28 protein-coding genes are annotated in these 26,978 nt (G+C 71.3%); 13 read left to right on the top strand and 15 right to left on the bottom strand.

What is annotated here, in order from left to right; genetic code table 11:
- Positions 1-91: 91 nt before the first annotated feature.
- The gene (locus tag ABZ823_RS11195) at positions 92-598 is read right to left on the bottom strand and encodes a DUF6578 domain-containing protein (RefSeq protein ID WP_361656999.1); all 507 of its coding nucleotides are present in this window, start codon (positions 596-598) and stop codon (positions 92-94) included.
- A gap of 102 nt (positions 599-700) precedes the next feature.
- Between ABZ823_RS11195 and ABZ823_RS11190 the strand changes: the two genes are divergently transcribed.
- Positions 701-1,498 carry a site-2 protease family protein gene (locus ABZ823_RS11190; RefSeq protein ID WP_361656996.1) on the top strand — a complete coding sequence of 266 codons (798 nt, stop codon included), beginning with the start codon at positions 701-703 and terminating at the stop codon, positions 1,496-1,498.
- Here the strand turns inward: ABZ823_RS11190 and ABZ823_RS11185 are convergent.
- From ABZ823_RS11185 to ABZ823_RS11175, 3 genes are read right to left on the bottom strand one after another with little or no spacing between them, the layout of a single operon-like run.
- The gene (locus tag ABZ823_RS11185) at positions 1,488-1,727 is read right to left on the bottom strand and encodes a hypothetical protein (protein ID WP_361656993.1); all 240 of its coding nucleotides are present in this window, start codon (positions 1,725-1,727) and stop codon (positions 1,488-1,490) included. The two genes, ABZ823_RS11190 and ABZ823_RS11185, sit on opposite strands and share 11 nt — an antisense overlap.
- A gap of 17 nt (positions 1,728-1,744) precedes the next feature.
- Complete coding sequence (gene npdG / locus ABZ823_RS11180; RefSeq protein ID WP_361656990.1) at positions 1,745-2,449, bottom strand: NADPH-dependent F420 reductase; 705 nt, start codon at positions 2,447-2,449, stop codon at positions 1,745-1,747.
- 37 nt (positions 2,450-2,486) lie between these two features.
- Positions 2,487-3,767, bottom strand: coding sequence for an exo-alpha-sialidase (locus tag ABZ823_RS11175; RefSeq protein ID WP_361656987.1), 1,281 nt, complete (start codon positions 3,765-3,767; stop codon positions 2,487-2,489).
- A 134-nt stretch (positions 3,768-3,901) separates the two neighbouring features.
- Between ABZ823_RS11175 and ABZ823_RS11170 the strand changes: the two genes are divergently transcribed.
- Positions 3,902-4,504, top strand: a complete 603-nt coding sequence (locus ABZ823_RS11170; protein WP_361656984.1) for a hypothetical protein — start codon at positions 3,902-3,904, stop codon at positions 4,502-4,504.
- A 113-nt stretch (positions 4,505-4,617) separates the two neighbouring features.
- A complete protein-coding gene (locus ABZ823_RS11165; RefSeq protein ID WP_361657524.1) occupies positions 4,618-5,937 on the top strand; it encodes an MFS transporter in 1,320 nt (439 codons plus the stop codon).
- Between the two features lie 70 nt (positions 5,938-6,007).
- On the opposite strand, the gene ABZ823_RS11160 is transcribed toward ABZ823_RS11165, so the two are convergent.
- Positions 6,008-6,238 (bottom strand): hypothetical protein, encoded by a 231-nt coding sequence (locus tag ABZ823_RS11160; RefSeq protein ID WP_361656982.1) that lies wholly within the window; start codon positions 6,236-6,238, stop codon positions 6,008-6,010.
- A gap of 61 nt (positions 6,239-6,299) precedes the next feature.
- On the opposite strand from ABZ823_RS11160, the gene map reads away from it, so the two are divergent.
- Both map and ABZ823_RS11150 read left to right on the top strand, forming a co-directional pair.
- On the top strand, positions 6,300-7,157 hold the full coding sequence (gene map / locus ABZ823_RS11155) for a type I methionyl aminopeptidase (protein WP_361656979.1): 858 nt from the start codon (positions 6,300-6,302) through the stop codon (positions 7,155-7,157).
- A 128-nt stretch (positions 7,158-7,285) separates the two neighbouring features.
- Positions 7,286-7,954 (top strand): biliverdin-producing heme oxygenase, encoded by a 669-nt coding sequence (locus ABZ823_RS11150; protein ID WP_361656977.1) that lies wholly within the window; start codon positions 7,286-7,288, stop codon positions 7,952-7,954.
- 56 nt (positions 7,955-8,010) lie between these two features.
- Here ABZ823_RS11150 and ABZ823_RS11145 read toward each other — a convergent pair whose 3' ends face one another.
- Positions 8,011-8,655, bottom strand: coding sequence for a PhzF family phenazine biosynthesis protein (locus ABZ823_RS11145; protein ID WP_361656975.1), 645 nt, complete (start codon positions 8,653-8,655; stop codon positions 8,011-8,013).
- 197 nt (positions 8,656-8,852) lie between these two features.
- Here ABZ823_RS11145 and efeO point away from each other — a divergent pair, with 197 nt between their 5' ends.
- From efeO to ABZ823_RS11125, 4 genes are all read left to right on the top strand, one after another.
- Positions 8,853-9,986, top strand: a complete 1,134-nt coding sequence (efeO, locus tag ABZ823_RS11140; protein WP_361656972.1) for an iron uptake system protein EfeO — start codon at positions 8,853-8,855, stop codon at positions 9,984-9,986.
- A gap of 17 nt (positions 9,987-10,003) precedes the next feature.
- A complete protein-coding gene (gene efeB / locus ABZ823_RS11135; protein WP_361656969.1) occupies positions 10,004-11,275 on the top strand; it encodes an iron uptake transporter deferrochelatase/peroxidase subunit in 1,272 nt (423 codons plus the stop codon).
- Positions 11,276-11,278: 3 nt separating this feature from the next.
- Positions 11,279-12,136 (top strand): iron uptake transporter permease EfeU, encoded by an 858-nt coding sequence (efeU, locus tag ABZ823_RS11130; protein WP_361656966.1) that lies wholly within the window; start codon positions 11,279-11,281, stop codon positions 12,134-12,136.
- Between the two features lie 152 nt (positions 12,137-12,288).
- Positions 12,289-13,281: a hypothetical protein gene (locus ABZ823_RS11125; RefSeq protein ID WP_361656963.1), complete on the top strand. Its 993-nt coding sequence runs from the start codon at positions 12,289-12,291 to the stop codon at positions 13,279-13,281.
- Between the two features lie 18 nt (positions 13,282-13,299).
- Here ABZ823_RS11125 and ABZ823_RS11120 read toward each other — a convergent pair whose 3' ends face one another.
- The 4 genes from ABZ823_RS11120 to ABZ823_RS11105 form a co-directional block, all read right to left on the bottom strand.
- Positions 13,300-14,037: a bifunctional DNA primase/polymerase gene (locus tag ABZ823_RS11120; RefSeq protein WP_361656961.1), complete on the bottom strand. Its 738-nt coding sequence runs from the start codon at positions 14,035-14,037 to the stop codon at positions 13,300-13,302.
- Between the two features lie 266 nt (positions 14,038-14,303).
- Entirely contained in the window at positions 14,304-15,296 is a 993-nt protein-coding gene (locus ABZ823_RS11115; protein WP_361656958.1) for a small ribosomal subunit Rsm22 family protein, read from the bottom strand.
- Between the two features lie 12 nt (positions 15,297-15,308).
- Positions 15,309-16,487, bottom strand: a complete 1,179-nt coding sequence (locus tag ABZ823_RS11110; protein WP_361656955.1) for a serine hydrolase domain-containing protein — start codon at positions 16,485-16,487, stop codon at positions 15,309-15,311.
- Positions 16,436-17,797, bottom strand: coding sequence for a multidrug effflux MFS transporter (locus ABZ823_RS11105; RefSeq protein ID WP_361656952.1), 1,362 nt, complete (start codon positions 17,795-17,797; stop codon positions 16,436-16,438). The genes ABZ823_RS11110 and ABZ823_RS11105 overlap by 52 nt, the downstream gene beginning before the upstream one ends.
- 99 nt (positions 17,798-17,896) lie before the next feature.
- Between ABZ823_RS11105 and ABZ823_RS11100 the strand changes: the two genes are divergently transcribed.
- The 3 genes from ABZ823_RS11100 (at position 17,897) to ABZ823_RS11090 (ending at position 20,094) form a co-directional block, all read left to right on the top strand.
- Entirely contained in the window at positions 17,897-18,655 is a 759-nt protein-coding gene (locus ABZ823_RS11100) for an SDR family oxidoreductase (protein ID WP_361656949.1), read from the top strand.
- A gap of 429 nt (positions 18,656-19,084) precedes the next feature.
- Positions 19,085-19,630: a DoxX family membrane protein gene (locus ABZ823_RS11095; RefSeq protein ID WP_361656946.1), complete on the top strand. Its 546-nt coding sequence runs from the start codon at positions 19,085-19,087 to the stop codon at positions 19,628-19,630.
- Positions 19,631-19,725: 95 nt separating this feature from the next.
- Positions 19,726-20,094, top strand: coding sequence for a MazG-like family protein (locus tag ABZ823_RS11090; protein ID WP_361656943.1), 369 nt, complete (start codon positions 19,726-19,728; stop codon positions 20,092-20,094).
- Here the strand turns inward: ABZ823_RS11090 and ABZ823_RS11085 are convergent.
- Both ABZ823_RS11085 and sbnA read right to left on the bottom strand, forming a co-directional pair.
- Entirely contained in the window at positions 20,057-20,806 is a 750-nt protein-coding gene (locus tag ABZ823_RS11085) for an alpha/beta fold hydrolase (RefSeq protein ID WP_361656940.1), read from the bottom strand. The genes ABZ823_RS11090 and ABZ823_RS11085 overlap by 38 nt on opposite strands.
- 70 nt (positions 20,807-20,876) lie before the next feature.
- Complete coding sequence (gene sbnA, locus ABZ823_RS11080) at positions 20,877-21,842, bottom strand: 2,3-diaminopropionate biosynthesis protein SbnA (protein ID WP_361656937.1); 966 nt, start codon at positions 21,840-21,842, stop codon at positions 20,877-20,879.
- Positions 21,843-22,573: 731 nt separating this feature from the next.
- Here sbnA and ABZ823_RS11075 point away from each other — a divergent pair.
- Positions 22,574-23,446 carry an AfsR/SARP family transcriptional regulator gene (locus tag ABZ823_RS11075; RefSeq protein ID WP_361656934.1) on the top strand — a complete coding sequence of 291 codons (873 nt, stop codon included), beginning with the start codon at positions 22,574-22,576 and terminating at the stop codon, positions 23,444-23,446.
- Positions 23,447-23,522: 76 nt separating this feature from the next.
- Here ABZ823_RS11075 and sbnB read toward each other — a convergent pair whose 3' ends face one another.
- From sbnB to ABZ823_RS11060, 3 genes are read right to left on the bottom strand one after another with little or no spacing between them, the layout of a single operon-like run.
- Positions 23,523-24,566, bottom strand: coding sequence for a 2,3-diaminopropionate biosynthesis protein SbnB (sbnB, locus tag ABZ823_RS11070; protein WP_361656931.1), 1,044 nt, complete (start codon positions 24,564-24,566; stop codon positions 23,523-23,525).
- Positions 24,567-24,589: 23 nt separating this feature from the next.
- Positions 24,590-25,933, bottom strand: a complete 1,344-nt coding sequence (locus ABZ823_RS11065; RefSeq protein ID WP_361656928.1) for a cation:proton antiporter — start codon at positions 25,931-25,933, stop codon at positions 24,590-24,592.
- A 47-nt stretch (positions 25,934-25,980) separates the two neighbouring features.
- The gene (locus tag ABZ823_RS11060; RefSeq protein WP_361656925.1) at positions 25,981-26,928 is read right to left on the bottom strand and encodes a TauD/TfdA family dioxygenase; all 948 of its coding nucleotides are present in this window, start codon (positions 26,926-26,928) and stop codon (positions 25,981-25,983) included.
- Between the last annotated feature and the right edge of the window lie 50 nt (positions 26,929-26,978).

The raw sequence follows: 26,978 nt of genomic DNA, 5'->3' as shown, positions 1-26,978 counted from the left end.
CCGCACGGCTCATGGGCTCCTCCCCCGCTCGAGCGGCGCCGGGAGGGCGGGCAGGGGGCGAGGGGGAGAAGCCGAGAGCCTGGCGAGCCGGTCACGGGCCTGGCGGGGCCCCGCCGGACACATCGAGGTCGACGAGGACGCCCGACGGTGCCTCACCGAACCACTTCGGGCAGCGGTACACGACTTCCAGCGAGCGCTCGCCGGGCACGGGCGCGGGGGTGCGCGAGCCGGGCGAGAGGGGGGCGAAAGCCTGGCGCACCACCCGGATCGCGCGCACGTACCCGGTGGTCTCGGCCCAGGCGGCGCTGTGGCGCTCGACGCAGAGCAGACCGCTCGGGTGGCCACCCGTCCGCGCGCTGTCCCCGGGCAGCGCGGCGACCAGCCCGTCCGCCGCCCGTACCAGCCGGAGCGCGCCCCTGTCGTCGCGCGCCTCCTCCGTCGGCCCGGCGAGGGTGCTGAGCGCGTCGTCCCAGCCGCCGCCGAGCACGTCGTCGGCGTCCGTGAGCAGCAACGGCCAGCTCACCTCCTCGCCCACCGAGAACGGCGAGCCGCAGCACTCCATCTGCCAGTCCGCATAGAACACCTTCCGGATTCCCACGCCCCCCACCTTCGCGGAACTCGGTCGCCACGGCGAGACGTTTTCCGGGTGTACCCGGTACGGTCGGGCAGTCCACCGCACACGCCGAGTCCAGGGAGCCCCATGACCACCGCCGCCACCCGGCGCAGCGACCGGAGGATCAGCCCCGTCTTCGTCGGGCTGCTGGCCGTGACGGCGGTCACCGGCTGGGCCGCCTGGACCGGCTTCGCCGCGCAGCCGGGCGTCGCCGTGTTCCTGTTCGTGACGGCCGCCTGGATCGTCTCGCTGTGTCTGCACGAGTACGCGCACGCGCGCACCGCCCTGCACAGCGGTGACATCTCGATCGGCGCGAAGGGCTATCTCACGCTCAACCCGCTGAAGTACACGCACGCGCTGCTCAGCATCGTGCTTCCGGTGATCTTCGTGATCATGGGCGGGATCGGTCTGCCGGGCGGCGCGGTCTTCATCGAGCGGGACCGGATCAGGGGCCGCTGGCGGCACAGTCTGATCTCGGCGGCGGGCCCGCTGACCAACGTCCTGTTCGCGGTGGTGTGCACGGCCCCGTTCTGGCTGCACGCGCTGGACGGGGTGCCCGCCGACTTCCGGTTCGCCCTGGCCTTCCTGGCACTGCTCCAGGTGACGGCCGCGATCCTGAACTTCCTGCCGGTGCCGGGCCTGGACGGCTACGGGGTGATCGAGCCGTGGCTGTCGTACAACGCCAGGCGTCAGGTGGAACCCTTCGCGCCGTTCGGCCTGCTCGCCGTGTTCGCGATCCTGTGGATGCCGTCGGTGAACGTCGCGTTCTTCGACGCCGTCCACTCGATCCTGAGCGCGCTGGGCATCGACGCCTTGCATGGCTACTGCGGCCAGGAGCTGTACCGCTTCTGGCGGCCGACCCCCGACATCTGCGTCAGCCGGTGACCGAGCGGCCCCGGTTCCGGCCCCGGCGCAGGTAGTACCAGGCCATGTTGGACGACACGCCCGCGAGCAGCACCCAGACGATCCCCAGCCAGCTGCCCTGGACGAAGGAGACGACGGCCGCCGCGACGGACAGGACGCACACGGCGAGGGCGTAGAAGGCGAGGCGGGGCATGGGGGTCGGCTCCTGACGGACGGATGCGGTGGTCGTACGGCCTCCAGTGTCCCCCATGCCCCGGGGCCCGCTAGCTAGACGTCGGTCACCCTCAGCCCGGCGTGCGCCTTGTACCGCCGGTTGACGGAGATCAGGTTCGCCACGAGCGCCTCGACCTGGTGGGCGTTGCGCAGCCGCCCGGCGAAGATGCCGCGCATACCGGGGATGCGGCCGGCCAGCGCCTGCACGATCTCGACGTCGGCGCGCTCCTCGCCGAGGACCATGACGTCGGTGTCGATCTGCTCGACCTCCGGATCCTCCAGGAGGACGGCGGACAGGTGGTGGAAGGCGGCGGTCACCCGCGACTGCGGCAGCAGCGCCGCGGCCTGCTCGGCGGCGCTGCCCTCCTCGGGCTTGAGCGCGTACGCGCCCTTCTTGTCGAAGCCGAGCGGGTTGACACAGTCGACGACGAGCTTGCCCGCCAGTTGCTCGCGCAGGGACTCGAGAAGCGGGCCGTGGCCCTCCCACGGCACGGCGACGATCACGAGGTCGCTGCGGCGCGCGGTCTCGGCGTTGTCGGCGCCCTGGATGCCGTGGCCGAGCTGCTCGGCGGCGGCCTGGGCGCGCTCGGTGGCACGGGAGCCGATGATCACCTTCTGGCCGGCCCTGGCGAGCCGGTAGGCGAGGCCCTTGCCCTGCGGACCGGTTCCGCCGAGCACGCCGACGACCAGCCCGGAGACGTCGGGGAGGTCCCAGGGGTCCTTGGCGGGGGCCTTGGGTGCACTGTCGCTAGAGGTCATGGGCCGACTCTACGTGCGCCCCGGTCCCGCCCGCCGCTCAGGTGAGGGCCGCCACGGGTATCCGGCGGAAGGTGATCGTCTCGTAGGCGCCGAAGTCGCCCGTCTCGTAGAGCAGGCCCACGGTGTCGGCGTCGACGCGGACCAGGTCGGAGTATGCGGCGGGCAGTCCGTCGACGGTGTACGCGGGCCGCCAGGTGGTGCCGGCGTCGCCGGAGGCGCGCACGGTCATCAGGGCGCGGAAGGCGGGGTCCGCGGGGCCGGAGAACAGGAGCAGGTCGGGGTCGCGCAGCTGGAGGACGCTGCCCTGGCACACGGGGGCGACGAGACCCGCCTGCGGACGGAAGGGCTTCACGAGGGTGCGGCCGCCGTCGGCGGAGTGGGCGTCGGCGCGGTTGCCGGGGGACAGGGAGTCGTTGCGCGTGTTGAAGTAGACGCGCCCGTCGGGGAGTTCGGCCGCAGTGGTCTCGTTGACGTTGACATAACCGTCGGTGTTCTCGTCCAGGTAGCCGAGGTACCAGCTCTCGCCGCGGTCGTCGCTGAGCAGGCAGTGGCCGCTGTTGTACTTGGCCTCGGTGCCGGTGTCGGTGCCGGTGGGCGGGAGAGTGTGGTTGCCGGGGACGAGGACGCGTCCCGTGGTGAGCTGGAGGGCGTGGCCGGGTGTGGTGGCGTACCAGCGCCAGCCCTGCTTCTTCACCTGCCCGGTGATCTCGCGCGGGCCGGACCAGGTCAGACCGTCGTCGTCGCTGTGCTGCACCCAGACGCGGCGCCCGTCGGCGGCCTTGACCTTCCCGCGCAGGATGGCGTCCTCCGTCGCGGTCGCCGCCGCACGGACGTGGACGAGCAGGATGCGGCCGGTGTCCAGGACGACGGGGGCGGGGTTGCCGGCGAGGTTGTTCCCGTTGCGGGCGACGACCCGGAGCGGGCCCCAGGTGCGGCCGCCGTCCGTGGACCGCTTGAGCACGATGTCGATGTGCCCGTGGTCGGAGGCGGAGGTCACCCGGCCCTCGCAGAAGGCGAGGAGCGTACCGGCTCGCGTCGCGACGACGGCGGGGATCCGGTAACTGGCATAGCCCTCACGCCCGCCCCGGAAGACCACGGATGCCCCGACGACCTCGCCGCCCCCGGCAGGCTCGACGCTCTGGACGACCTCATCGGTCCCGGCGGGTTCGGCGGTCCCGGCGGGTTCGGCGGTCCCGGCGGGTTCGGCGGTCCCGGCGGCCTCGACGCTCTGGACGGCCTCGCCGGTCCCGGCCGGCTCCGTGGACGCGGCGGGCTCGGTGGGCCGGGCGGGCTCGGCTGCCCCGGTTTTCTCGGTCATGCGGCTCCTCGGACGGAACGGCTGTGGTACGGGAAGCGGCCCCCGTGATCCATGGTTCGGCTCCTTGCCCGGTGAGGGCGAACTCGGGGTGAACTCCGGGTCACGAGTGGCCGATTGCGGCAGGATGCATGGGTATGGACGCTGTACGGGTCGCATTGCTGCGGGAAGTGCTCGCCGGGACCGAGTGGCTGGGTGCCACGAGGCGGTTCGGGGGAACCCTGCGCGGTTCCGTGGTGTCGGACGGGGGCGGGCTGCTGCTGGTCGGCACGGAGGAGTACGAGCCCTGGCACCTGGCCGCGCACCTGGTCGACGAGGCGGCTTGGTCGGGTACGCCGGAGCTGTCCCCCACGCTGGTGCGGCACGCGGCGCGGACCTCGGACCCGGCACATCTGGCGGTCGGGCTCGGGCGGCTGTCGGCGGCCCGGCGCGGGGAGACGCTGCTGGTGGTGTCGCCCGCCGCGCCCGGCGCCGGGCTGCTGGAGCGGGTCCATGACGCGCGGCGGGCCGGCGCGACGGTACTGGCGCTGGAGTCCGGGGACCGCGAACTGGTGGCCATGGCGCACGAGGCGCTGACGGTACCGGTGGACACGGATCTCGATCTGGACACGGTGCAGCACCTGGTGAGCGCGGCGGCCGGGGAGAACGCGCTGCCGGCCCCGCGGGGACGCAGCCGCTTCCGGGACCGGCTCTCGCGTCTGGCCGACCAGTTGACGTCTCCGCCGCCGGCCCAGTGGTGAGAACCCCGGGAAAACCGGTTGCCCCGGGCGCCCGGGGCGGCTGAGCATGGCCCGTCGTGACCGACGACGCCCCAGCTTCCCTCGTACCAGCATCCGTACCGGCCCCGGTGCCGGTGGACGAGCCCGCGCCGGAGGACTCCGGCCCCTCCTCCGCCCACTGTGCCGGGCTGCGCGCCCTGCTCCCCGACCTCGCGCCCTGGCACGCGTCGGCGGACTTCCGCAGGCTGTGGCTGGCCGGGCTGATCACCAACTTCGGCACCTTCCTCACCTTCGTCGCGGTGCCGGTGCAGCTGAAGGACCTCACCGGCTCGGCAGCGGCCGTGGGCGCGATCGGTGCCGTGGAACTCGTACCGCTGATCGTCTTCGGTCTGTACGGCGGAGCGCTCGCGGACGCGTACGACAAACGGAAGCTGATCCTCGCCACCGAGGGCGGGCAGGGGCTGCTGTCCGCCGTGCTGCTGCTGAACGCGTCGCTGCCCCGGCCCGCCGTCTGGCCCCTGTACGCCGTCGCGGCCGTGTCCTCCGCTCTCGGGGCCCTCCAGCGCCCCGCCCTCGACTCGCTCGTCCCGCGGATCGTGGCGCACGACCACCTCCCGGCCGCGGCCTCGCTCAACTCCTTGCGCTGGACGGTCGGCGGGGTCGCGGGACCGGCGCTGGCGGGCGTGGTCGTCGCCTACGCCGGGCTGGGCGCGGCATACGGCGCCGACCTCGTGACCTTCGTGGTGTCGGTGGTGCTGTGCCTGGGGCTCGCGGCCTCGCCGGCATCCCACGAGGCCGTGAAACCGTCGCTGCGGTCGATCGCGGAGGGCGCGCGCTACGCGTGGAGCCGCAAGGAACTCCTCGGCACCTACGTCGTCGACATCGCCGCGATGCTCTTCGCCATGCCGCTGGCGGTCCTGCCCTTCCTCGCCGACGAACTGGGCGCCGAGTGGTCGCTGGGGCTGATGTATGCCGCCATCCCGGCCGGTGCGCTGATCGTGTCGCTGACCAGCGGCTGGACGTCACGCGTCCACCGGCACGGCCGGATGGTGGTCCTCGCGGCGGCCGGCTGGGGGCTGGCGGTCGCGGCGGCGGGCGTAGCGGGGGACGTCTGGCTGGTGCTGGTCTTCCTGACCCTGGGCGGCGGATTCGACATGGTCAGCGGGATCTTCCGGGCGGCGATGTGGAACCAGACGATCCCTGACGAGCTGCGCGGCCGCCTGGCCGGCATCGAGCTGCTGTCGTACTCCGTGGGCCCGCAGCTGGGCCAGGTCCGCTCGGGCGGCATGGCCGCGTGGCGAGGTGTGCGTACGTCGGTCTGGTCGGGCGGGCTGCTGTGCACCGGCGCGGTGGCCCTGCTGGCCCTGTGCCTCCCCGGCCTGATGCGCTACGACGCCCGCACGAACGAGCACGCGGTACGGCTGAGGGCTCGGCGGGCGGGGACGGCCGTCTGACCTCCGCGCGGGCGGGACCAGCCGTCCGATCTTCCAGCAGGCGGGACCGGCCCCACCCGCGCGGGACCGCTCAGTCGTCCTCCCGCTCCCCCGCGGGAGCGTCGTGCCACCGGGGGTCCGTGTCCCACTCCTCGTTCCGCTCGCGCGCGATCTCCATCGCGTGCTCCGCCTCCCCGCGGGACGCATACGGCCCGAAGCGGTCCTTGGCCGGGCACTCCGGGCCCTCCTCGACCTTGTGGTGCTCCAGGCAGTAGTACCACTCTCCGGGCTTGCCGACCGTCCGCTTCTTGAACAGCGCCATCGCAGAGGCTCCTTTCACCAGCGCCCATGTTCCCCCACAGCCGCTGGATAGACTCGTTCGCATGTCTGGCCAGTCGCTGCTCGTACCAGGAGAGCTCTCTCCCACCCGTTCCGTGCCCGGAAACATCCGGCGCCCCGAATACGTCGGCAAACCCGCGCCGACCCCGTACACCGGGCCCGAGGTGCAGACTCCGGAGACCATCGAGGCGATGCGGGTCGCCGGGCGGATCGCGGCCCGGGCGATGGCCGAGGCCGCGAAGATGATCGCTCCGGGCGTCACCACGGACGAGCTCGACCGGGTCGCGCACGAGTACATGTGCGACCACGGCGCCTACCCTTCGACGCTCGGCTACCGCGGTTTCCCCAAGTCGCTGTGCACCTCGATCAACGAGGTCGTCTGCCACGGCATCCCGGACTCCACGGTCCTGCGCGACGGCGACATCATCAATCTGGACGTGACGGCGTACATCGGCGGCGTCCACGGCGACAACAACGCCACGTTCCTGGTAGGCGACGTGGACGAGCAGTCCCGGCTGCTGGTCGAACGCACCCGCGAGTCCCTGAACCGCGCGATCAAGGCCGTCCGGCCTGGCCGCCAGGTCAACGTCATCGGACGGGTCATCGAGTCGTACGCCAAGCGGTTCGGCTACGGCGTGGTGCGGGACTTCACCGGGCACGGGATCAACTCGTCGTTCCACTCCGGGCTGATCATCCCGCACTACGACAGCCCGCACGCGACCACCGTGATGCAGCCCGGCATGACCTTCACCATCGAGCCCATGCTCACCCTCGGCACCTACGAGTACGACATGTGGGACGACGGCTGGACCGTGGTGACGAAGGACCGCAAGCGCACGGCCCAGTTCGAGCACACGCTGGTCGTCACGGACACGGGCGCGGAGATCCTCACCCTGCCGTAACGCCGCGACGCGCCCGTCCGCACCCGGGAGCCCGCTCCGTCCACGGAGTGGGCTCCCGTCATGTGGAGAGCCCCCGGAATCCTGGGTACGGTCTTACCGACAGCCTGTCGGTAAGCCGAGGAGGCCCCATGAACGCGCCGCAACCGTCCCGCACGGCGTTCTCGACACTCCTGCGCACCGCGTCGTACGACGGCCACCGGGAGGCGAGCACCTCGGCCTTCATCACCGGTCTGCTCGGCGGGAGCTTCGGCGTCGAGGCGTACACGCGGTACACCGAGCAGCTGTGGTGCGTCTACGAGGCCCTGGAGGGCGGGGCAGAGCGGCTGGCCGGCGACCCGGTGGCGGGCCCCTTCGTACGGCCGGAGCTGTTCCGGCTGGCCGCGCTGGAGCGGGACCTGACCCATCTGCGCGGCCCCGGCTGGCGGGCGGGCCTCGCCCCCCTGCCCGCGACGCGGACGTACGCGGCCCGGGTGCGGGAGTGCGCCGAGCGGTGGCCCGCCGGGTATGTGGCCCACCACTACACCCGCTATCTGGGCGACCTCGCCGGCGGCCAGATCATCCGCGACACGGCGGAGAGGACATGGGGTTTCACCCGGAAGGGTGATGGGGTGCGGTTCTATGTGTTCGAGGGGATCCCCAACCCGGCGGCGTTCAAGAGGGCGTACCGGGCGCTGCTGGACGGCATCCGGGCGGACGACATGGAGAAGCAGCGGGTCATCGCCGAGTGCCGGCAGGCGTACGCGCTGAACACGGCGGTCTTCCGGGCGCTGGGCGAGGAGTTCCCGCAGAGCGCGTAGGGGACCGCTTGGGGGGATGGCCGGACGCTCCCTCGCCCTCGCCCTCGCCCGGCGGCTCAGCGCTCCAGGCGGACCCGGCCCCCGACCTCGACCCATCCCTCCGGCTGCGGTGCCGTGAGGATCTGTGAGCCCGCGCCCTGGCGGATATTCAGGGCGCGGCCGAGCCGTGCCGTCAGCAGCAGCGCCGCCGCACCCGTCGCCTCGTCCTCGTCGATGCCGTCGTCCCGGCCGGGGAAGCCTCGCGCCCGGATCCGGCCCGCCGCCTCGTCCTCCCACGCCCAGGCGTACAACCACTCCCCCGGCGGGGGCACCGCCAGGCCGTCCACCTCGGCGGCCGTCGCGTACTGCTTCAGCGTGCGCGGCGGCGCCCACTGCGGGAGGGCCTCGATCCAGCTGAACTCGCCGTCCAGGCGCGCTGCCACCACACCGGCCGGGGTGAGGAGTTCGGGCACGTCGAGCAGCCAGCCCGCACCCACACACGGGTGCCCCGCGAACGGCAGCCGCAGCGTGGGGGTGTAGATGTCGATGACACCGCGCTCGGGATCGTCGACGAAGACGGTCTCGCTGAAGCCGAGCTTCGCGGCGAGCGCCTGCCGGTCGCCGCGCTCGGGGACCGCCGAGCCGTCGCGGACGACGCCCAGTTCGTTGCCGTACCCGCCGTCCGGCCCGCAGAAGACTCGCAGCACGTCGTAGTCAGTCACGCGGGCATTGAAGCACCCTCCACCCACTTGACCATCCCTTGACTTTTATTGGTGTTCACTTTGCGCGGGCGTGACGAAGCCGTGCCTGTGATCCTTTCGTTAGAGCCGAATCGCGGCAGGGGTGGGTACGAGCCAGGGAGGCCTCGGGTAGGTTAGGGCAGCCTCACCAAAGTTTCCCGCCTCAGCCTGGAGCACGTATGCGAGCCGTCCGACTCTCCGTTGTCACCGCAGCCACCGTGGCCGCTCTGACCGCCGTCACGGCCTGCACCGCCAAGAGCGACGCCAAGGACGGCGACGCGATCCGGGTGACGGCCGCCGACTCAACCTGCGACACCTCGGCCAAGTCCGTGCCGGCCGGCCGGGTCACGCTGAAGGTCGAGAACAAGGGCTCGAAGGCCACCGAGGTCGAGATCGTCTTCCCGGACGACCGGATCGTCTCCGAGAAGGAGAACATCGGCCCGGGCACCAAGTACACGCTGACCGCCGAGGTCAAGGCCGGTTCGTACGAGATCGCCTGCCGCCCGGGCATGAAGGGCCACGGCGTGCGGCAGAAGCTGACCGTCACCGGCGGCTCGGTCGCCAAGCGGGACCCGAAGCTGGACCACGCCGTCGCCGACTACCGCGCGTACGCGCAGGGCCAGGCCGACGAGACGCTGCCGCGCGTCGAGGCCTTCGCGAAGGCGGTCAAGGACGGCGACCTGGAGGCCGCGAAGAAGGCCTACGCGCCCTCCCGCATCGGCTGGGAGCGCACCGAGCCGGTCGCCGAGTCCTTCGGTGACATCGACCCGAAGGTCGACACCCGCGCCGACGGCCTGGAGCAGGGCCAGAAGTGGACCGGCTGGCACCGGCTGGAGAAGGCCCTGTGGCAGGACAAGAAGATCGGCACCGAGGAGAAGACCCTCGCCGACCAGCTCGTCACCGACCTTAAGGACTGGCAGGCCCGGGTCGGCAAGGCCGAGATCACCCCGACCTCCATGGCCAACGGCGCCAAGGAGCTGCTCGACGAGGTCGCCACCGGCAAGGTCACCGGCGAGGAGGACCGCTACTCGCACACCGACCTCGTCGACTTCAAGGGCAACGTCGAGGGCGCGCAGAAGGCGTACGAGCTGCTGAAGCCGGTGGCCCAGAAGAACGACGCGGCGCTGACCGGCGAGTTGGACAAGCAGTTCACGGCCCTGAACACGCTGCTGGACAAGTACCGCTCGGACAAGAACTCCTACGACTTCGTCTCCTACGACAAGGTCGGCAAGGACGACCGCAAGGAGCTCTCGGACGCGGTGAACGCGCTCGCCGAGCCGCTGTCGAAGCTCGCCGCCGCGGTCGTGAAGTGAAGCAAGGAGCCGGGACCATGACGGACACGACCACTCCGGAGACCGCCGCCGCCTCCTCCGCACCCTCGCGGCGGGCCCTGATCGGCTGGGGCGGTGCGGGGCTCGCGCTCGGCGCCGCCGCGGCCGGCGGTGCCGTGGCCATGGCTCGTACGGGCGACGACGTGGACCCGGCGGACGCCGCGACGGGTGCCGCCGTCGCTTTCCACGGCGCGCACCAGGCGGGCATCGCCACCCCCGTGCAGGACCGGCTGCACTTCGCCGCGTTCGACGTGAAGACCGACGACCGCGCCGAGCTCGTCCAGCTGTTGAAGGAGTGGACGGCGGCGGCACGGCGGATGACCGCGGGCCAGGCGGTCGGTGAGGGCGCCTACGGCGGGCTCGCCGAGGCCCCGCCGGACGACACCGGCGAGGCGCTGGGCCTCAAGCCGTCGCGGCTGACGCTGACGATCGGTTTCGGACCGTCGTTCTTCGAGAAGTTCGGGCTCAAGGACAAGCGGCCCGAGGCGCTGGTCGATCTGCCCCCGTTCCCGGGCGACAACCTCGACAAGTCCCGCACGGGCGGCGATCTGTGCGTCCAGGCCTGCGCGGACGACCCCCAGGTCGCCGTGCACGCGATCCGCAACCTGGCGCGCATCGGCTTCGGCACGGTCGCCATCCGCTGGTCCCAGCTCGGCTTCGGCAAGACCTCGTCGACCACGCCGGGCGCCCAGACCCCCCGCAATCTCATGGGGTTCAAGGACGGCACCCGCAACATCGCGGGCACGGAGACCGACCGGCTGAAGAAGTTCGTGTGGGTGGGCGACGGCGACGGACCGGACTGGATGACGGGCGGCTCGTACCTCGTCGCCCGGCGCATCCGCATGAACATCGAGACCTGGGACCGCACGTCGCTCCAGGAGCAGGAGGACGTCTTCGGCCGCGACAAGGGCGAGGGCGCCCCCGTCGGCAAGGCCAAGGAGCACGACGAGCCGTTCCTGAAGGCGATGAAGCCCGACGCGCATGTGCGGCTCGCGCACCCCGACTCCAACGACGGGATCACGATCCTGCGCCGCGGCTACTCCTTCACCGACGGCACGGACGGACTGGGCCGCCTGGACGCGGGCCTGTTCTTCCTCGCCTACCAGCGCGACCCCCGCAGGGGATTCATCCCGCTGCAGCGCAGGCTCGCGGCGTCCGACGCACTCAACGAGTACATCCAGCACGTGGGTTCGGCCGTCTTCGCGATCCCCCCCGGCGTCCGCGACAAGGACGACTGGTGGGGACGGACCCTGCTGACCAAGGAGGCGTAGCCCGTGTTCTCGAACTATCTGATCGGCCTGCGCGAGGGGCTCGAAGCCAGCCTCGTCGTCTGCATCCTGATCGCCTATCTGGTCAAGACCGGCCGCAGGGAGGCCCTGAAGCCGATCTGGACCGGTATCGGCATCGCGGTCGCCATCGCGATGGGCTTCGGCTGCGTCCTCGAATTCGGTTCCCAGGAGCTGACGTTCAAGGCGCAGGAGGCGCTCGGCGGCTCACTGTCGGTCCTCGCGGTGGTTCTCGTGACCTGGATGGTCTTCTGGATGCGGCGCACCGCACGGCATCTGAAGGCCGATCTGCACGGCAAGCTGGACGCGGCCCTGCGGATGGGCACGGCCGCGCTGGTCGCCACGGCGTTCCTGGCCGTGGGCCGCGAAGGCCTGGAGACCGCGCTGTTCGTGTGGGCGTCGGTGCACGCGGCCAGCGACGGCACCCCGCGCCCGCTCATCGGGGTCGCCCTGGGTCTGGCCACCGCGGTCCTCCTGGGCTGGCTGTTCTACCGCGGCGCCCTGAAGATCAACCTCGCCAAGTTCTTCACCTGGACCGGCGGCATGCTGGTCGTCGTAGCCGCGGGCGTGCTCGCGTACGGCTTCCACGACCTTCAGGAGGCCGGCTGGCTCCCGGGCCTGACGAATCTGGCCTTCGACATCAGCGGCGTCATCCCGCCGGACAGCTGGTACGGCACCCTGCTGAAGGGCGTCTTCAACTTCCAGCCCGACCCGACGGTGCTTCAGCTCACGGTGTGGGGCCTGTATCTCGTCCCCACGCTCGCGCTCTTCCTCTCCAGGATCGGCCTCAAGCCGGTCGGGACCAGGCAGCAGACCGCGCCTCCACCGGTGCGCGACACGGTCTGACGGGGTGCCGGCCGCCGTCGGCGGTGTCACGGTGCGGACGCGGTAGGGGATCTGGCCGCTCGCCGCTCGCCCCGCCCCGGTAGGGTTCGCCTCCGGGAAGGGGAAGGTGAAGATCACTGATGAGCAGGGATCGCGGGGATCGCAGCCCTCGAATGCTTCGTAGTCTCAGTCCTCGAACGCTGGGCGGTCGCGGCCGCTTCGCCCTGGCGACGACGGTGGCCGCCGCTGTGTCCATGACGGCGAGCGGCTGCGTCGTCGTCCACGGGGAACGCGAGGTCGTGCCCACGGCGACCAGGGCGGAGGCCGCCCACGCGCTCAAGGACTTCCTCACCGCCTACAACAAGGCGGACAAGACCTACGACCGTTCCCAGGACGCCGACCGGGTCACCGGCGCCCTCGCCGCCATCGACGGGGGCAAGCTCGAGGCGGGGCACAGGAACAACCCGAACGGCAATCCCGGGCACGTGCCGCTCAAGCTCAGCGACGCCACGTTCACGATCCCCAAGAAGGCCGGCTGGCCCCGCTGGTTCGTCGCCGACACCCATGCCAACAAGGGCAGCGTGGACGCCCATTGGCTGTTCGTCTTCACCCGCTCCGACCCGGACAAGGTGTGGGCGGTGTCGTATCTGACGATTCTCGGGGCCGATGACGTGCCGACGTTCGAGAAGGACAAGGACGGCTGGGCCGAACCCGTCACCGCCGACGACACGGCGCTCGCCGTGCGCCCGCGCGGTCTCTCGGCGGCGTACACGTCGTATCTCCGGAACGGCGGGGACGCCTTCGCGCCCGGCACGCACACCTCGCAGTGGCGGGACACCCGGCTGAAGAACGCGCGCAAGCCCGGGCTGGCCCGGCAGTACCTCGACGAGCCGCTGACCAGCGGCACGTACGCCCCGGTGGGACTGCGCACCACCGACGGCGGCGCGCTGGTGTTCTTCGCCACGCGCCACTACGAGAAGCAGACGGCCGCGCCGGGCGTGAACATCAACGTCAGTGACGCGAACATCAAGGCCCTGGTGACCGGTGAGGTCAAGCAGTCGCTGACGCTGGAGTTCGTCTCCAACCAGGCGGTGCTGGACCCGGCGCGCGGGAAGGTGCGGTTCCTGAGCCGGGTGGTGGGGCTGACGGGCGCGAAGGGGGAGTAGATGGCCCGGTGTTCCGGCTCAGCGCCGGTGCGGCCAGCCCGCGAGCCGCTCCTCGGAGGCGTCCCCGGCGTATCGCGCGCACGCGTCCGTCAGGAGCTCCAGCAAGGTCAGCGGGTCCGGCAGCGCGTGCTCCGGCCCGCGTACCCACTCGACCGTCAGATCACCGGGCAGCTGCGCGGGCGGCACGAGCACGTAGGAGCCCCGGCAGTGCCAGCGCAGGCCCGGGTGCTCGTCCATGGTCTCCGGGTGGCAGTCCAGCTCGCACGGCCACCACTCGTCCTCGTCCTCCGGGGTGCCGCGGGTCAGGGTGAAGAACAGCATGCGTCCGTCGCCGGTCGTGGCGACCGGTCCGACCTCCACGCCGGCGGCGAGCAGCCGCTCCAGTGCCTCCTCGCCGGCCTCCCGCGGGACGTCCAGCACGTCGTGCACCATGCCGGTCGCGGTGATGAAGTTCGCCTCGGGCTGGTGCCGGGCCCAGCGCTCGACCTGCGCCCGGTCCGTCGTGGACTGGGTCTGCCAGGCGAAGGAGACGGGGTGCCGGGCGGGTGTGGGACAGCCGATGCGGTCGCAGGAGCAGCGGTAGCCGACGGGGTGCGCGGCGGGCGCGAGCGGCAGTCCCGCGGCGGCGGCAGCCAGCAGCATCGCCTCACGGCCGCCCTCGTCGGCGTCCTCCTTGAGACGGGCGGGACGGCGTCCACGCAGCCACTGGGAGATCCTGCCCTGCCCGCCCGCGCGGCGGCCGAACTCTGCGCTCATCTATCCCCTCGCCTACTGCCGTGGTCGGGACGTATCCCCCTATGGTCGCACCATCCTGCGCCGCGGGTGACCGGCGCCCCCGTGCGGGGCGGCCGGGGCGATGCCGATGGGGGGCCGGTATGAGGAGCCATTGCGGGATTTACCGCGATGTGTCCGGCGGGCGGGGTGAGCGTCGGGTGCCCGACGGGGTGTCTGTCCGTACTGGCGTACAACCGGGACTTCTCCGGGGCCCGCGGCTCCGGCCGGGGTCCCGGCCCGGCCTCGGTCTAGTCCGCGTGCGGCGGGGGCCATGGGTCGCCCCAGTCCGTGTCGCGGGCCGCCCGGTAGAGGGGGCCGTGCCGTTTGCTCACGGTCTCGCGGTGCAGGAACTCGTCCGGGCCGCACAGGTCGAGGAGCACCTGGCCCTTGCGGATCTGCGGTCTGCGGACGACCCGGGAGGCGGCGGGTTCCACCGGGAAGCGGGCGGCGGCGACATAGCTGAACTTCTCGTCCTCGTACGCCAGTGAGCCGCCCTTGACCTGCCGGTGCAGCGAGGAACGGCTGACCCGGGCCGAGAAGTGGCACCAGTCCTCGCCGGGCACGATGGGGCAGGCCGCGCTGTGCGGGCAGGGGGCGGCGACGCGGAAACCGGCGCCGATCAGACGGTCGCGGGCCTCGATGACGCGGGCGTAACCGTCCGGGGTGCCGGGTTCGACGACCACGACGGCCTGCGCGGCGGCCGCGGCGGCGTCGACGACCGCGGCGCGGTCGGCGTCGGCCAGCTCGCCGAGGACGTAGGAAACCGTGATGAGATCAGTGCTCTCCAGAGAGAGCGCCGATCCGATACGGGAGCGGCGCCACTCGGCGGCCTTCAGCGCCGGGTTGGCGGCGGCGATCTCCCGTCCCAGCGCGAGCGCCGGCTCGGCCCAGTCGAGCACGGTGACCGGGCGCTCCCCGTCCCAGGTCGCACTGACGGCCCAGGTCGCCGCGCCGGTGCCGCCGCCGACGTCCGTATGGGCGGCCGGCGCCCATCCGGGCGCGGCGTCGGCGAACGCCGCCAGCGCCGAAGACACCGCCTCGAATGTCGCGGGCATCCGGTAAGCGGCGTAGGCGACGACGTCCGAGCGGTCCCGCAGCACGGGCGCGTCCGTCGGGGTGCGGCCCCGGTAGTTGGCGATCAGCCGCTCCACGGCCTGCGCGGCCTGCTTGGGCGGAAGCCCGTCGAGCAGCCCGGCGAGGGCGGCGCGAAGGGTGTCGGCTGGGGAGACGGGGGCGTTCACCCAGCGATTCTCTCAGGTGCCCCGGACCGCCCGCGCCAGCCGATCCCCCGCCGCGGCACGCACCCGGTGGTCCGGGTCCCGGCGGCGGGGATGGACCGTGTTCGCGAGGAGGACGAGGAACGTGTCCGTGGCCGGGTCCAGGACCAGGGACGTGCCCGTGAAGCCGGTGTGGCCCGCCGCGCCCCGGCCCGCCAGCGCGCCCATGAACCACGGCTGGTCGACCGCGAGGCCCAGACCCGGCGGGGTGAGCATCAGCTCGACGAAGTCGGGGCCCAGGATGCGGGCGCGCCCGTAGGCACCGCCGGACAGCAGGGTGCGGCAGAAGACGGCCAGGTCCCGTGCCGTCGAGAAGAGGCCCGCGTGCCCGGCCACCCCGCCGAGCGCCCACGCGTTCTCGTCATGGACCACCCCCCGCAACATGCCCCGGTCCGCCTTGGCCCACGGTCGCCGCTGGTCCTCCGTCGCCGCCGCGTCCGGGCACGGCCCGAAGCCCGTCGCCGCCATCCCGAGCGGGCGGGTGACGCACTCATGGACGAGCACGCCGAGTGTGCGGCCGGTGATGCGTTCCAGGACGTGCTGCAACAGCAGCAGGTTCAGGTCCGAGTAGCGGTAGGTGCCGGGTGGGCCGACCGGGACCTCCGCGCGCAGCAGTGCGAGCCGGGCCGCGTCCGACGGGCAGTCGTACAGAGGGAGTTCGGGCCGCAGTCCGGAGGTGTGGGTGAGCAGCTGCCGTACGGTGATGCCGCCTTCCGCAGCCGCGTGGAAGTCCGGCAGGTAGTTCGCCACGCGCGCGTCGATGCCGAGCGTGCCTCGCTCCAGTTGCTGCATGGCGGCGACCGCCGTGAACAGCTTGGTGAGCGAGGCCAGGTCGAAGGGGGTGTGCACGGTCATCGGCACCCGCGCCTCCGGCGGCAGTTCGACGCCCCGATCCGTCTCCGCGTCGTACGCGGCGTACCGGACCGCCCATCCCGCCGCCTCCTCCACGGCGATCACCGGGCCGCGTCCGGCGATCACCACGGCGCCCGCCGCCCAGGGGCGCTCCCCGCCGACGGCGTCGCGCAGGTCCCGTACGAGAAGACGCAGTTCCTCCGGATCGAGCCCGGCCCGCTCCGGCGTGTCGATGCGCAGTCTCGGCGCGCTCAGCTCTCCTCCCCCGGGGTCTCGGCCGTGTGGGTGTTCCAGGGACGGCACAGTGCCACGAAGCAGGCGACCGCCACCAGTGCTGCCGCCAGTTGGACGACGGCCATCGGGACGGCGGTGTTCTCGCCTGCGATGCCGACGAGCGGCGAGGCGACGGCACCGATGAGAAAGGAGGAGGTGCCGAGCAGCGCGGAGGCGGAACCGGCGTGGTGACGGGTGCGCATCAGGGCCAGCGCCTGGGTGTTGGGAAGGGTGAAGCCCATCGCCGACATGAGGACGAAGAGCGCGGCGGCGACCGGTGCCAGGCCGACGCGCCCCAGGGCGCCCGTCGCCATCAGCAGCAGCGCGGCGGCGGCGAGCGTGACCACCGTGAGGCCCGCCGTCAGCACCTTGTCCAGGCCGACCCGGCCGACCAGGACCTTCCCGTTGATCTGCCCGGCGATCACGAGTCCCACGGAGTTGAGGCCGAACAGCAGGCTGAAGGTCTGCGGGGAGGCGCCGTAGATCTCCTGGATCACGAACGGGGAGGCGCTGACGTAGGCGAAGAGCGCGGCGAAGGCGAAGCCGCCCGCGAGGGTGTAACCGGTGAAGGCGCGGTCGGCGAGCAGGGCCCGCATGGAGCGCAAGGTCGCGCCCACTCCCCCGCCGTGCCTGCCCGCCGGGGGAAGCGTCTCGGGCAGCCTCGTCCACACGAGCGCGGCGAGCGCGAGCGCGACGGCCGTGAGAACGACGAAGACACCGCGCCAGTCCGTGAAGCGCAGGATCTGGCCCCCGATCAGCGGCGCGACGATGGGCGCCACCCCGGAGATCAGCATGAGGGTGGAGAAGAAGCGGGCCATGGCCACGCCGTCGTACAGATCGCGGACGACGGCGCGTGCGATCACGATTCCGGCGGCTCCCGCGAGCCCCTGCACCAGCCGGAACGCGATGAGCGTCTCGACAGAGGGCGCGAGCGCGCACAGCAAGGTGGCGACGAGGTAGACGGCCAGACCCGCGAGCAGCGGGCGTCGTCGGCCCCACTTGTCGCTCATCGGGCCGACCAGCAACTGGCCGAGCGCCATGCCGGCGAGGCAGCCGGTGAGGGTGAGCTGCACGGTCGCGGCGGGCGCGTGCAGGGACGTGGTGACCTCCGGCAGGGACGGGAGGTACATGTCCATGGCCAGCGGGGTGGTGGCGGTGAGCGCGCCGAGGAGAAAGGTGATGAGGGGGCCGGTACGGGGCAGCGCGGCACCGGCCCGGGCGGGGGGCGGCGACGGCGTGGTGGCGGTCGGCGGCGGTGCGGCGGGCGCCGTCGCCTCCGCCCCGGGTATGTGGTCCTCCGGCTCTCTGCGGTGATGTGCGGTGCGGCCCCGCTCGGCCATGAGCCCCTCCCTCTCCTCGCGGTCCGCCCTCCATGCTCTCAGCTCGTGCGGGGTGGCGGGCGCAAGAGGTCGCGGGCCGGGCCCCTACGCTGCGGGTCCATGACGGACAGACAGACGAGGATCGCCGTGGTGACCGGCGCGGGCTCCGGTATCGGCCGCGCGGTCGCCGTGGAACTGCTGCGCGGGGGCTGGTCGGTGGCGCTCGCCGGGCGGCGCGTCGAGGCACTTTCGGAGACGGCCGCGCTCGTGCCCGGGGGCACCGCGCTGGCCCGGCGCGCGGACGTCTCACGGCCCGACGAGGTGACGGCCCTGTTCGGGGCCGTACACGACCGGTTCGGGCGGCTCGACCTGCTCTTCAACAACGCGGGGACGTTCGGTCCCGGCGGCGTTCCGGTGGAGGAGCTCTCCTACGACGCCTGGCGGCACGTGGTGGACACCAACCTGAACGGCGCGTTCCTGTGCGCGCAGGCCGCGTACCGGCAGATGAAGGACCAGTACCCCCAGGGCGGCCGGATCATCAACAACGGCTCCGTCTCGGCGCACGCGCCCCGACCGCACTCGGTGGCGTACACGGCGACGAAGCACGCCCTGACCGGCCTGACCAAGTCCCTCTCGCTGGACGGTCGCCCGTACCGCATCGCGGTCGGTCAGATCGACATCGGTAACGCGGCGACCGAGATGACGGCCCGCATGAGCGAGGGGGTTCTCCAGGCGAACGGGGAGGTCGCGGCGGAACCCGTGATGGACGTGGCCGACGTGGCGCGCACCGTGCGGCACATGGCGGAGCTGCCGCTGGAAGCGAATGTGCAGTTCGCGACGGTGCTGGCGACGACGATGCCGTACGTGGGGCGCGGCTGACCCGGCCCGCGGTTGGGAGACCGTTCAACCTCCACAAGCGGAATGTGGAACTTCGTCCCACGAGGGCCGGTGTCGGGCTTATGCTCAAAACTCCTCCACCAGAGCTTCACAGTTGGAGCGGCGAGGTTCCGAACGACCACACCAGGGGGCGGCAGCCGTTCCGCGGACCGGCAAGGGGTGGACCCCGCTTGGGACCGCGGGGTGCGCACGGATCGCGGAACGGCTGCCCACATCTGGACTCGACGGCGGCCGGTGACACACCGTGCCGACTCCGATGACGCATGCGCGCGACGCCGGTGGGGCGCACGACGCGCCCCGGCGTTGCCCCGGCCGCCACTCGAACGGCACCGTGGACGGGCCGCGACTGTGGGGGCGGTGGGACGGTGAGTACGGAAGGAACCGTTCCTGCCGTCCGGCCCGGGAGTGATCGTGGACTGTGTCGACCGACGTGACGTGGGATTGCTGTTGCTCAGGCTGGGAACCGGCGGAGTGCTGGCCGCGCACGGCGCGCAGAAGCTGTTCGGCTGGTTCGGCGGCGGCGGTATCGAGGGGACCGGACAGTTCATGGAGGCCGTGGGCTTCCAGCCGGGAAAGGCGAGTGCGACGGCGGCCGGGCTCGCGGAGGCGGGCGGCGGGGTGCTGCTGGCTCTGGGTCTCGCGACGCCGGCGGCGGGCGCGGCGGCAGCGGGTGCGATGGCGGGGGCGTCAGCGGTGCATGTACCGAACGGGTTCTTCGCCCAGAGCGGCGGCTACGAGCACGCGGCGTCCCTCGGCCTCACGGCGGCGAGCCTGGCGATCACGGGTCCCGGTCGGCTCTCCGTGGACGCCCTGTTCGGACACGCCGTGAACCGCGACTGGATGGTCCCGGCGGCGTTCGCGGTGACGGCGGCGGCCACGGCACTGGTGATCGGGGCACGGAACAAGCGGCTGCGGAGAAGGACGGAAGGGGAGCAGGAGTCCCTGTTCGACGAGTAGCCGCAGCCCCGGTTCGCAGGGGAGCCGCAGCCGCTGTCGAAGGAGTGGGCGCAGCCCAGGTCCGACGCCCGGCCGCCGCATGGCACGCTGGGGGGATGAACGACGATGCCCCAGCGGACCTCTGGGACGCGATCGGCCGACTGCACGCCTGGCTGGACGCGCACCGCGCGCACGACGGCCCGGACGGCCTGCTGCTGCGGATCCTGAAGCTGTCGGAGGAGGTCGGCGAGGTCGCCGAGGCGGTGATCGGCGCGACGGGTCAGAACCCCCGCAAGGGCACGACGCACAGCTGGGAGGACGTCCAGGCGGAGCTGTGCGATGTGGTGATCACGGCCTTGGTGGCGCTGCGCACGATGACCCCGGACGCGCGCGAGGTGTTCACGGCCCACCTGGAGCGGGTCACGGCACGCTCGCTTCCCGCGCCGGTCACGGGGCCCGATCGCGCAGCCCCAGACCGGCCTTGACAAGGGCCGCAACCTCCGGGAGCCGCTCCTCCACATAGAAGTGGCCGCCGCGGAACACCGCGACCTCGGCCCCGGTGACTGAGTACTCGGACCAGCCCTTGGCCAAGTCGGCGGTGGCCACGGGATCGCTGTCGCCGACGAGCGCCGTCACGGGGCAGCGCAGCCGGGGCCCGGGCTCCCAGACGTAACGCCGCAGTGCGCGGTAGTCGGCGCGTATCGCGGGCAGGACCAGCGCCATGAGGTCGGGATCCGCCAGAACGGAACTATCAGTTCCGCCGAGGGCCCGCAGCTCCCTGACGACATCGTCGTCGCTGTCCGCGTACCGGCCCTCGAGCGCGCGGTCACCGGGCGGGACCTGAGCCGAGACGAACAGCCGGTGCGGCCCCGCGACCGACCACCGTTCCAGGCAGCGCGCCGCCTCATAGGCGATCAGGGCGCCCATGCTGTGCCCGAACAGGGCGTACGGGGCCAAGGCCAGGGGGGACAGCGCCCGGGCGACCTGCTCCGCCAGGTGGGTGATGTCCTCGGCCGGAACCTCACCGAGGCGCTCCTGGCGGCCCGGGTACTGCACGGCGAGGACGTCGACGTCGGGTGCGAGTTCCCGGGAGAGCGGCACGAAACTGCTGGCGGCACCGCCGGCATGGGGGAAGCAGACCAGTCGCGGCGCGCCGACCGCGCTCTCGTCGAAGCGCCGAAGCCACTTGCCGCCCATCTTCCCCACCCCTCGTTCGCCTTCTCTCACCCGCGGCCGCCGGGCCACTCGTTCAGGTCGGACGTGACGGTCACAGGCCCAGCGGCCCTGGGCCGTAGGAGTGCGTCAGCCACCCGTCGTCATAGATCGTCTCCAGGTAACTGCCGCCGAAGTCCGGTGAGACGGCCACCGCGGTCAGCTCCTCGGCCTCTTGGCCGCGCCGTTCCAGCCAGGCCAGCGCACCGCTGAGGACCGTGCCGGTCGAGCCGCCGAAGAGGAAGCCGTGGTCCACGAGTCTGTGGCACATCCTGACCGTGTCCGGCTCGGCGACATGGACGACGTCGTCCACCAGCGACGCATCGAGGATCTGCGGGCGGACGCCGGTGCCGAGCCCCGGGATCAGCCGGGGGCCGGGCTGTCCGCCGAACGTCACGGAACCCACCGTGTCCACGGCCACCACGGTCACCGACGGAAGGTTCTCACGGAAGTAGTTGGCGCATCCCATGAGCGTTCCCGTGGTGCCGGCCCCGATGAACAGCACATCCACCTCGGGGAATGCCTTGGCGATGGCCGGGGCGGTCGTCCGGTAGTGGGCCGTCCAGTTTCCCGGGTTGGCGTACTGGTTCAGCCACAGGTAATCGGAGTTCTTCTCGAGTAATTCCTGTACACGGGCGAGCCGGGCGCCCAGGAATCCACCCCTGGGATCTGGTTCCGTGACGACGTGGACCTCACTGCCGAGCGTCTCCATGAGTCGCCGGGCGTTGGGTGTGCAGCGGACGTCGGTCACGCAGACGAAGCGGTAGCCGTGGCTCGCGGCGACAATACTCAGGGCAACGCCCATGTTTCCGGACGAGGATTCGATCAGGGTGCCGCCGGCCCGTATTTCACCCGACCGTTCCTTCGCCTCGACCATTTCGGCAGCGGCCTTTAATTTGATCGACCCGGCGAAGTTGAATCCCTCGCATTTCAGGAAGACTCGACACCCGAGGCTCGGCCGGAGATCGACATACAGGTCTTCCACGTTGAAATCTACGGGGTTCGAGATGATAGTCGTCATCTGGTGCAGCCCAATCTCGTCCGCGAGGAGTACGCGACCCCGGAAACAGCGCTCCCCTGACCGCCTGCCGATCATCGCCACGGCGCCAATATTTGACCTATAGCGGAGCTATCCACCCCTCCACGAAGGCCGGATATCGTCGCATGCTACTAAACGTAAGCACCTGCAACTAATGTTTTGCAGGACGGCCATCAGGGCGGCCTTGAGGCCCTGACCAGCGATCACCACCATGTCAGCGATCGCTACAACGTCGGACATAACCGTCTTCTTCGGAGGCAAGTAAGAAAAGAGAGACGTCCGCTCTACGCCCCTTCCGCCAGGGGAATTGTTCGGCCTGTCCCGTCGGCGTGTCACATCCGTGGACCCTGTTTTCGACCTTGACTGGACCTTGAAGGCGGGATTAGAGTTCCCGAGTGGCGTGGCTTAATTGACATGCCGTCCGACCATTGGGAGCGACGGGGGAACGGGGCTCTACATGCCTTTTCATCAACAAGCAGACCGACCATCTGCCTGTCTCGCGGCGCACCTGTGCGCGCCCGCGTCTTCCTTCCCCTGGGATTCCTGAGGATTCTCTGAGAATCCGCTGTGCGCGACACGGTTCCCTGCATTTGAACAGGAGAACAGACCCGTCCCACCGGACGGTGAATAGTCGTGCCCGCCCGTCAAAGGGAAGTCTTGCGCCTCGACACCCACTGTTCGACCCGTACGGCCAGTAAGGAGCGCACCACGTCATGGAGTTCAAGATCCTGGGTCCGGTCAGCGTATGGTCTGAAAACACGGAAATTCCGCTCAGTGGAACAAAGCAGCGCACCATGCTCGCCGCGCTACTCCTGGCAGACGAAAGAGTCGTTCCGGACTACCAGCTGAGCCATGTGTTATGGGGGAACGAGCCACCGTCCACCCATCAGGCGCAGATCTACACCTATGCGTCACGGCTGCGACTGCACCTGGAAAACCATGCGGAAATAGTGCGCAAAGGCTCTGGTTACATGATGCGCATCATCGCCGGCTGGTTCGATTACAGCGCCTTCAGTACTCTGTGCCGCGCCGGGCGCTCCGCCCTGCACGCCGGCGGCTACGCCGAGGCCGCCGACAAACTTCGCGCCGCTCTCGGTCTCTGGCACGGACCGACCCTCACGGATGTGACCGACCACCTGGGCGAGGCCGAGAGACCCATCATCGAAGAGGCCTACATGGAGGCTCTGGAGAGCCGCATCTTCGCCGACCTCGCGCTCGGCCGGCACGACCGGCTCGTCTCGGAGCTTGTCGGCCTGGTGCAGGCGCATCCGCTGCGCGAAAGCCTCCGGGCGCAGCTCATGCTGGCCCTCTACGCGAGCAACCGCCAGGCCGAGGCGTTCGCCGTGTTCCACGAAGGACGCCAACAGCTGAAGGACGAGCTGGGCGTCGACCCGGGCTCGGCGCTGCGCCGCGCGTACGCGGCCATCCTGGCCGGCCGTGTCGACCGTACCTGGTACAAGGATTTCGTCGGCGCGGACGCCCAGAGCGCGCCCGCCGGGCGGCAGCCAGCCGGTCCGCTCACCGGGATGGCGATGCGCATGCCCGCCATCACCCTCGCGTCCGGCGCGTCCGTCAGCTCCGCCTGACCGACGTCCTGGGTGGCCGGGCCCGAAGTCCCCGCGCGTCCGCGGGCTCGGGGCGTCCCGGCCACCAAGGGCGTGCTCAGCCGTAGCGTCTCAGCTCACTGAAGAAGCCGGGTACGGTGCCGAGGGTGCCGTCCTCGGTCACCCGGTCGTACACGTACAGGGCCAGGGCCAGGTCGAGGACCCCCAGACCGAACGGGGAGAAGACCACCGGCCGGTCCGCGGGGCAGTCGACCTTGCCGTCGAGCACGCCGACGAGCGTGCCGGCCACGAAGTCGCGGTGGCCCACCCGCTCCTCGGTGAGGTGCAGCGATGTCCGCGCCTTCATACAGTGCTCGGTGTCGTCGGTGATGTTGTGCGCCCCCAGAACGACCTCCGGTGCCAGGTCGCGCAGGGAGATGTGCAGGACGAGGGGGTTGTGCTCGAACCACTCCGGCCTGTGCACATGCGGCTGTCCGGCCACTGTGGCGAACACGATCAGATCGGAGGAGCGGATGAGGTCCTCGGGCAGTTCGTGGACGACGGCATTGCCGCTTCCGCTCCGCTCCAGGTACTCCCGGAAGCCCTGCGCGTGCTCCTCCGAGAGGTCGTGAATGCCCGTCTCGTCGGCGGTGAACCCGCTCGCGGCCAGGTACGTGTGGACATAACGCGCGATCAGTCCCGTGCCGAAGAAGCCGATCCGGCGCGGCCGGCTGCCGCGCCGCTCGCTCAGGGCGGTGGCCGCCAGTGCGGCGGACGCCGCCGTCCGCGCCGCGCTGATGATGGAGCTCTCCAGACACGCGAACGGGTACCCGGTCTCGGCGTCGTTGAGGATGAGCACCGCGGAGGCGCGGGGCAGGCCGGTGGCCACGTTCTCCGGAAAGCTCGAGATCCACTTCAGCCCGTGGACGTGTGCCTCACCCCGCAGGGAGGCCGGCAGGGCGATGATCCGGGCGGAGGGCCGGTCCGGAAAGGTCAGGAAGTAGGAGTCGGGGTTCACGGTCCGGCCCGCGCCGTGCAGCCGGTAGGCCTCTTCGACGGCCCCGATGACCTCCTTTTCCCTGCCCCGGATGACGTCGTGCACCTGGGTGCCCGGGATGACGGCGAAGTCCGGGACCCCGGCCCGGGTCGCTGAAGTACTCACTTGGGGCGCCTTTCGTTCTCGTCTCACGTGTGTTCCACCGGCCTGCGGTCGTCCTTGTGGACAGTGGCCCGCAACTCCGACTCCCTCAGCCGTTCCTCCGCGGTCAGGTCGATCCGGCCCATGGCCAGGCGCAGGACGGGGGGACTCATCAACGAGGTCGCCACCGCGATCAGCACGACGATGGTGTACGTCCCTGTGGTCAGCACACCGAGGCGGAGCCCGACCATGGCCACGATCACCTCGACCACCCCGCGAGCGTTCATTCCGGCTCCGAGCGCGACGGCCTCCCACCGGCTCAGACCGCTGGTCCAGGCCCCGACGAACGACCCGACGAACTTGCCGACGGTCGCGATCAGCAGCAACAGCACGGCGACGAGCAGCACCGTGGGATCGGCGAGCGCCGTGAGGTCCATCCGCAGACCCGCCGTGGCGAAGAACACGGGTGCCAGAACCGCCATGACGAAGGTGCGCAGCGGAGCCAGCCGGCCGAGCACCTCCTTGCCCGCCGTCCGGATGAGCACACCGGCGGTCAGGGCACCGAGAACCGCCTCGAATCCCAGCGCCTGCGTGGCCGCGCTGAGGGCGATGACGATCACGACCGCGGTGCCGAGCGTCACCCCGCCGTCCGAGGAGCGCGCCGACCGGCGCATAGCGCCGCGCACCACGGGCCGGCCGATCAGCGCGGCGGCCGCAATGAACAGCAGCAGACTCGCGCCGGTCCGTACAAGACCGGACGCGTGGAGCCCGGTGGTGGCCATGGCCGTGACGACGGAGAGGCCGAACCAGCCGAGGACGTCGTCGACGGTGCCGGAGATCAGGATGAGCTGACCGACGTTGCGGTGCAGCAGATGGAGGTCCATCAGCGTCTTGGCGATGACCGGAATGGCGCTCACGCACATCGCGATGCCGAGGAACGCCGCGAAGACCGTGCGCCCGGAGCCCTCCGCGAGCAGCGACTCCGGCATCAGCCATCCCGCGGCGACTCCGAGGCCGAACGGGATGACACAGCCGGGCAGGCTGACCCGGACGGCCGCGGAGGCGCGCTTGCGCACCAGCTCGGTGTCCAGATGGAGTCCGGTGACCGCGACCAGCAGGACGACACCGACCTGACCGAACGCGTCGAGCAGATGGGCCTGTTCCGGTGTCCGCGGGAAGAGCCGCGCGAACAGCCCCGGCAGGACATGCCCGAGGAGGGAGGGGCCGAGCAGGACGCCGGTCAGCAGCTCGCCCACGACGGCGGGCAGACCGAATCGCGCCGCCAGCCGCCCGAGCAGCGTGGCGAGCAGCAGCAGAAGACCGACCTGGACGAAGAACAGGGCGAGCGCGTGGCCTCCGAGAGGCGGCACTGGCCCCGCAGCGATCTCCACGGATCCTCCGATCGGGGACGGAGCGAAGCGGCGGCAAGCGGACGGGGTCAGTCGGACATCGCGACCAGCACCCGGCGCGGGCCGGTGTAGGGCCGGCGGCCGTGGGCGACGAGCACGTTGTCGATGAGCAGCAGGTCCCCGGCCTCCCAGTCGACGTCGACGGCGGCCTGGAGTCCGCGGTCGCGCACCTGGGTGACGTAGGCCTCCGGGATGGGCGACCCGTCCGCGAAGGACACCGACTGGGGCAGGTCCCGCTCCGGCATGATCCGGGCCAGGGCGGCCGCCGTCTCGTCGCCGAGTCCCGCGGCGTGCCACTGGTCGGCCTGGTTGAACCAGACCTCCGTGTCCGTAACGGGGTGCCGGACCGTGGCCCGTCTTACCTGCGTCACCCGCAGGCCGCCGTCCGGCTGCCACTCGTACTCGGCTCCGGCGCCGTCGAGGAATTTCTCGACGTCGTCCCGGGAGTCCGTCTCGAAGGTCTCCTGCCAGCTCTTGCCGAAGCCCTGCCCGGAGTGCAGGTTCTGTGTGTAGCGCACCCCCGCGGCGAAGTGCTCCCGCACCTCGGGGTCGAGGGATGCGAGCCACCGCTCGCCGTCCACGACCGGGGTGGCGCCGCCCGACTCGGGAGCGCGCTCGCAGAAGAACAGCAGCCGGGCCGGCCACTGATGGGCGTAGCTCAGCTCGTTGTGCATGGAGATCGTGTACTGCGGCGGGTACTCGGTCGAGGTGTAGACGTTCCGCCCTACCTTGGTGCGCGGCGAGTTGCCGTGGACGTAGGCCAGGCGGTCGGGCAGCAACACGTCCATGACCTCGTCCAGTTCCGCCGGCGTGACGGCGAAGCCGCGGAACACCACGGCCTTCCGGCGGGCCAGCAGGTCCGTCAGGTCGCCGGCGGCGCGCAGGTGGCCGAGCAGTCCGCGCGCCGTGGCCGGGGCGTGGGCGGCGGCCGGGGTGACGACGTGCGGCGCCCACTCGCGGTCGCGGTCTTCCTCCACCTGATTCTCCTTTCGGCTGGAGCGTGCGTCCGAGCCTGGAGAACGCTCCT

This window comes from Streptomyces sp. NPDC047079, from assembly GCF_040643755.1.
Lineage (GTDB): Bacteria > Actinomycetota > Actinomycetes > Streptomycetales > Streptomycetaceae > Streptomyces.
This window is presented reverse-complemented; position numbering and strand designations above follow the sequence as displayed.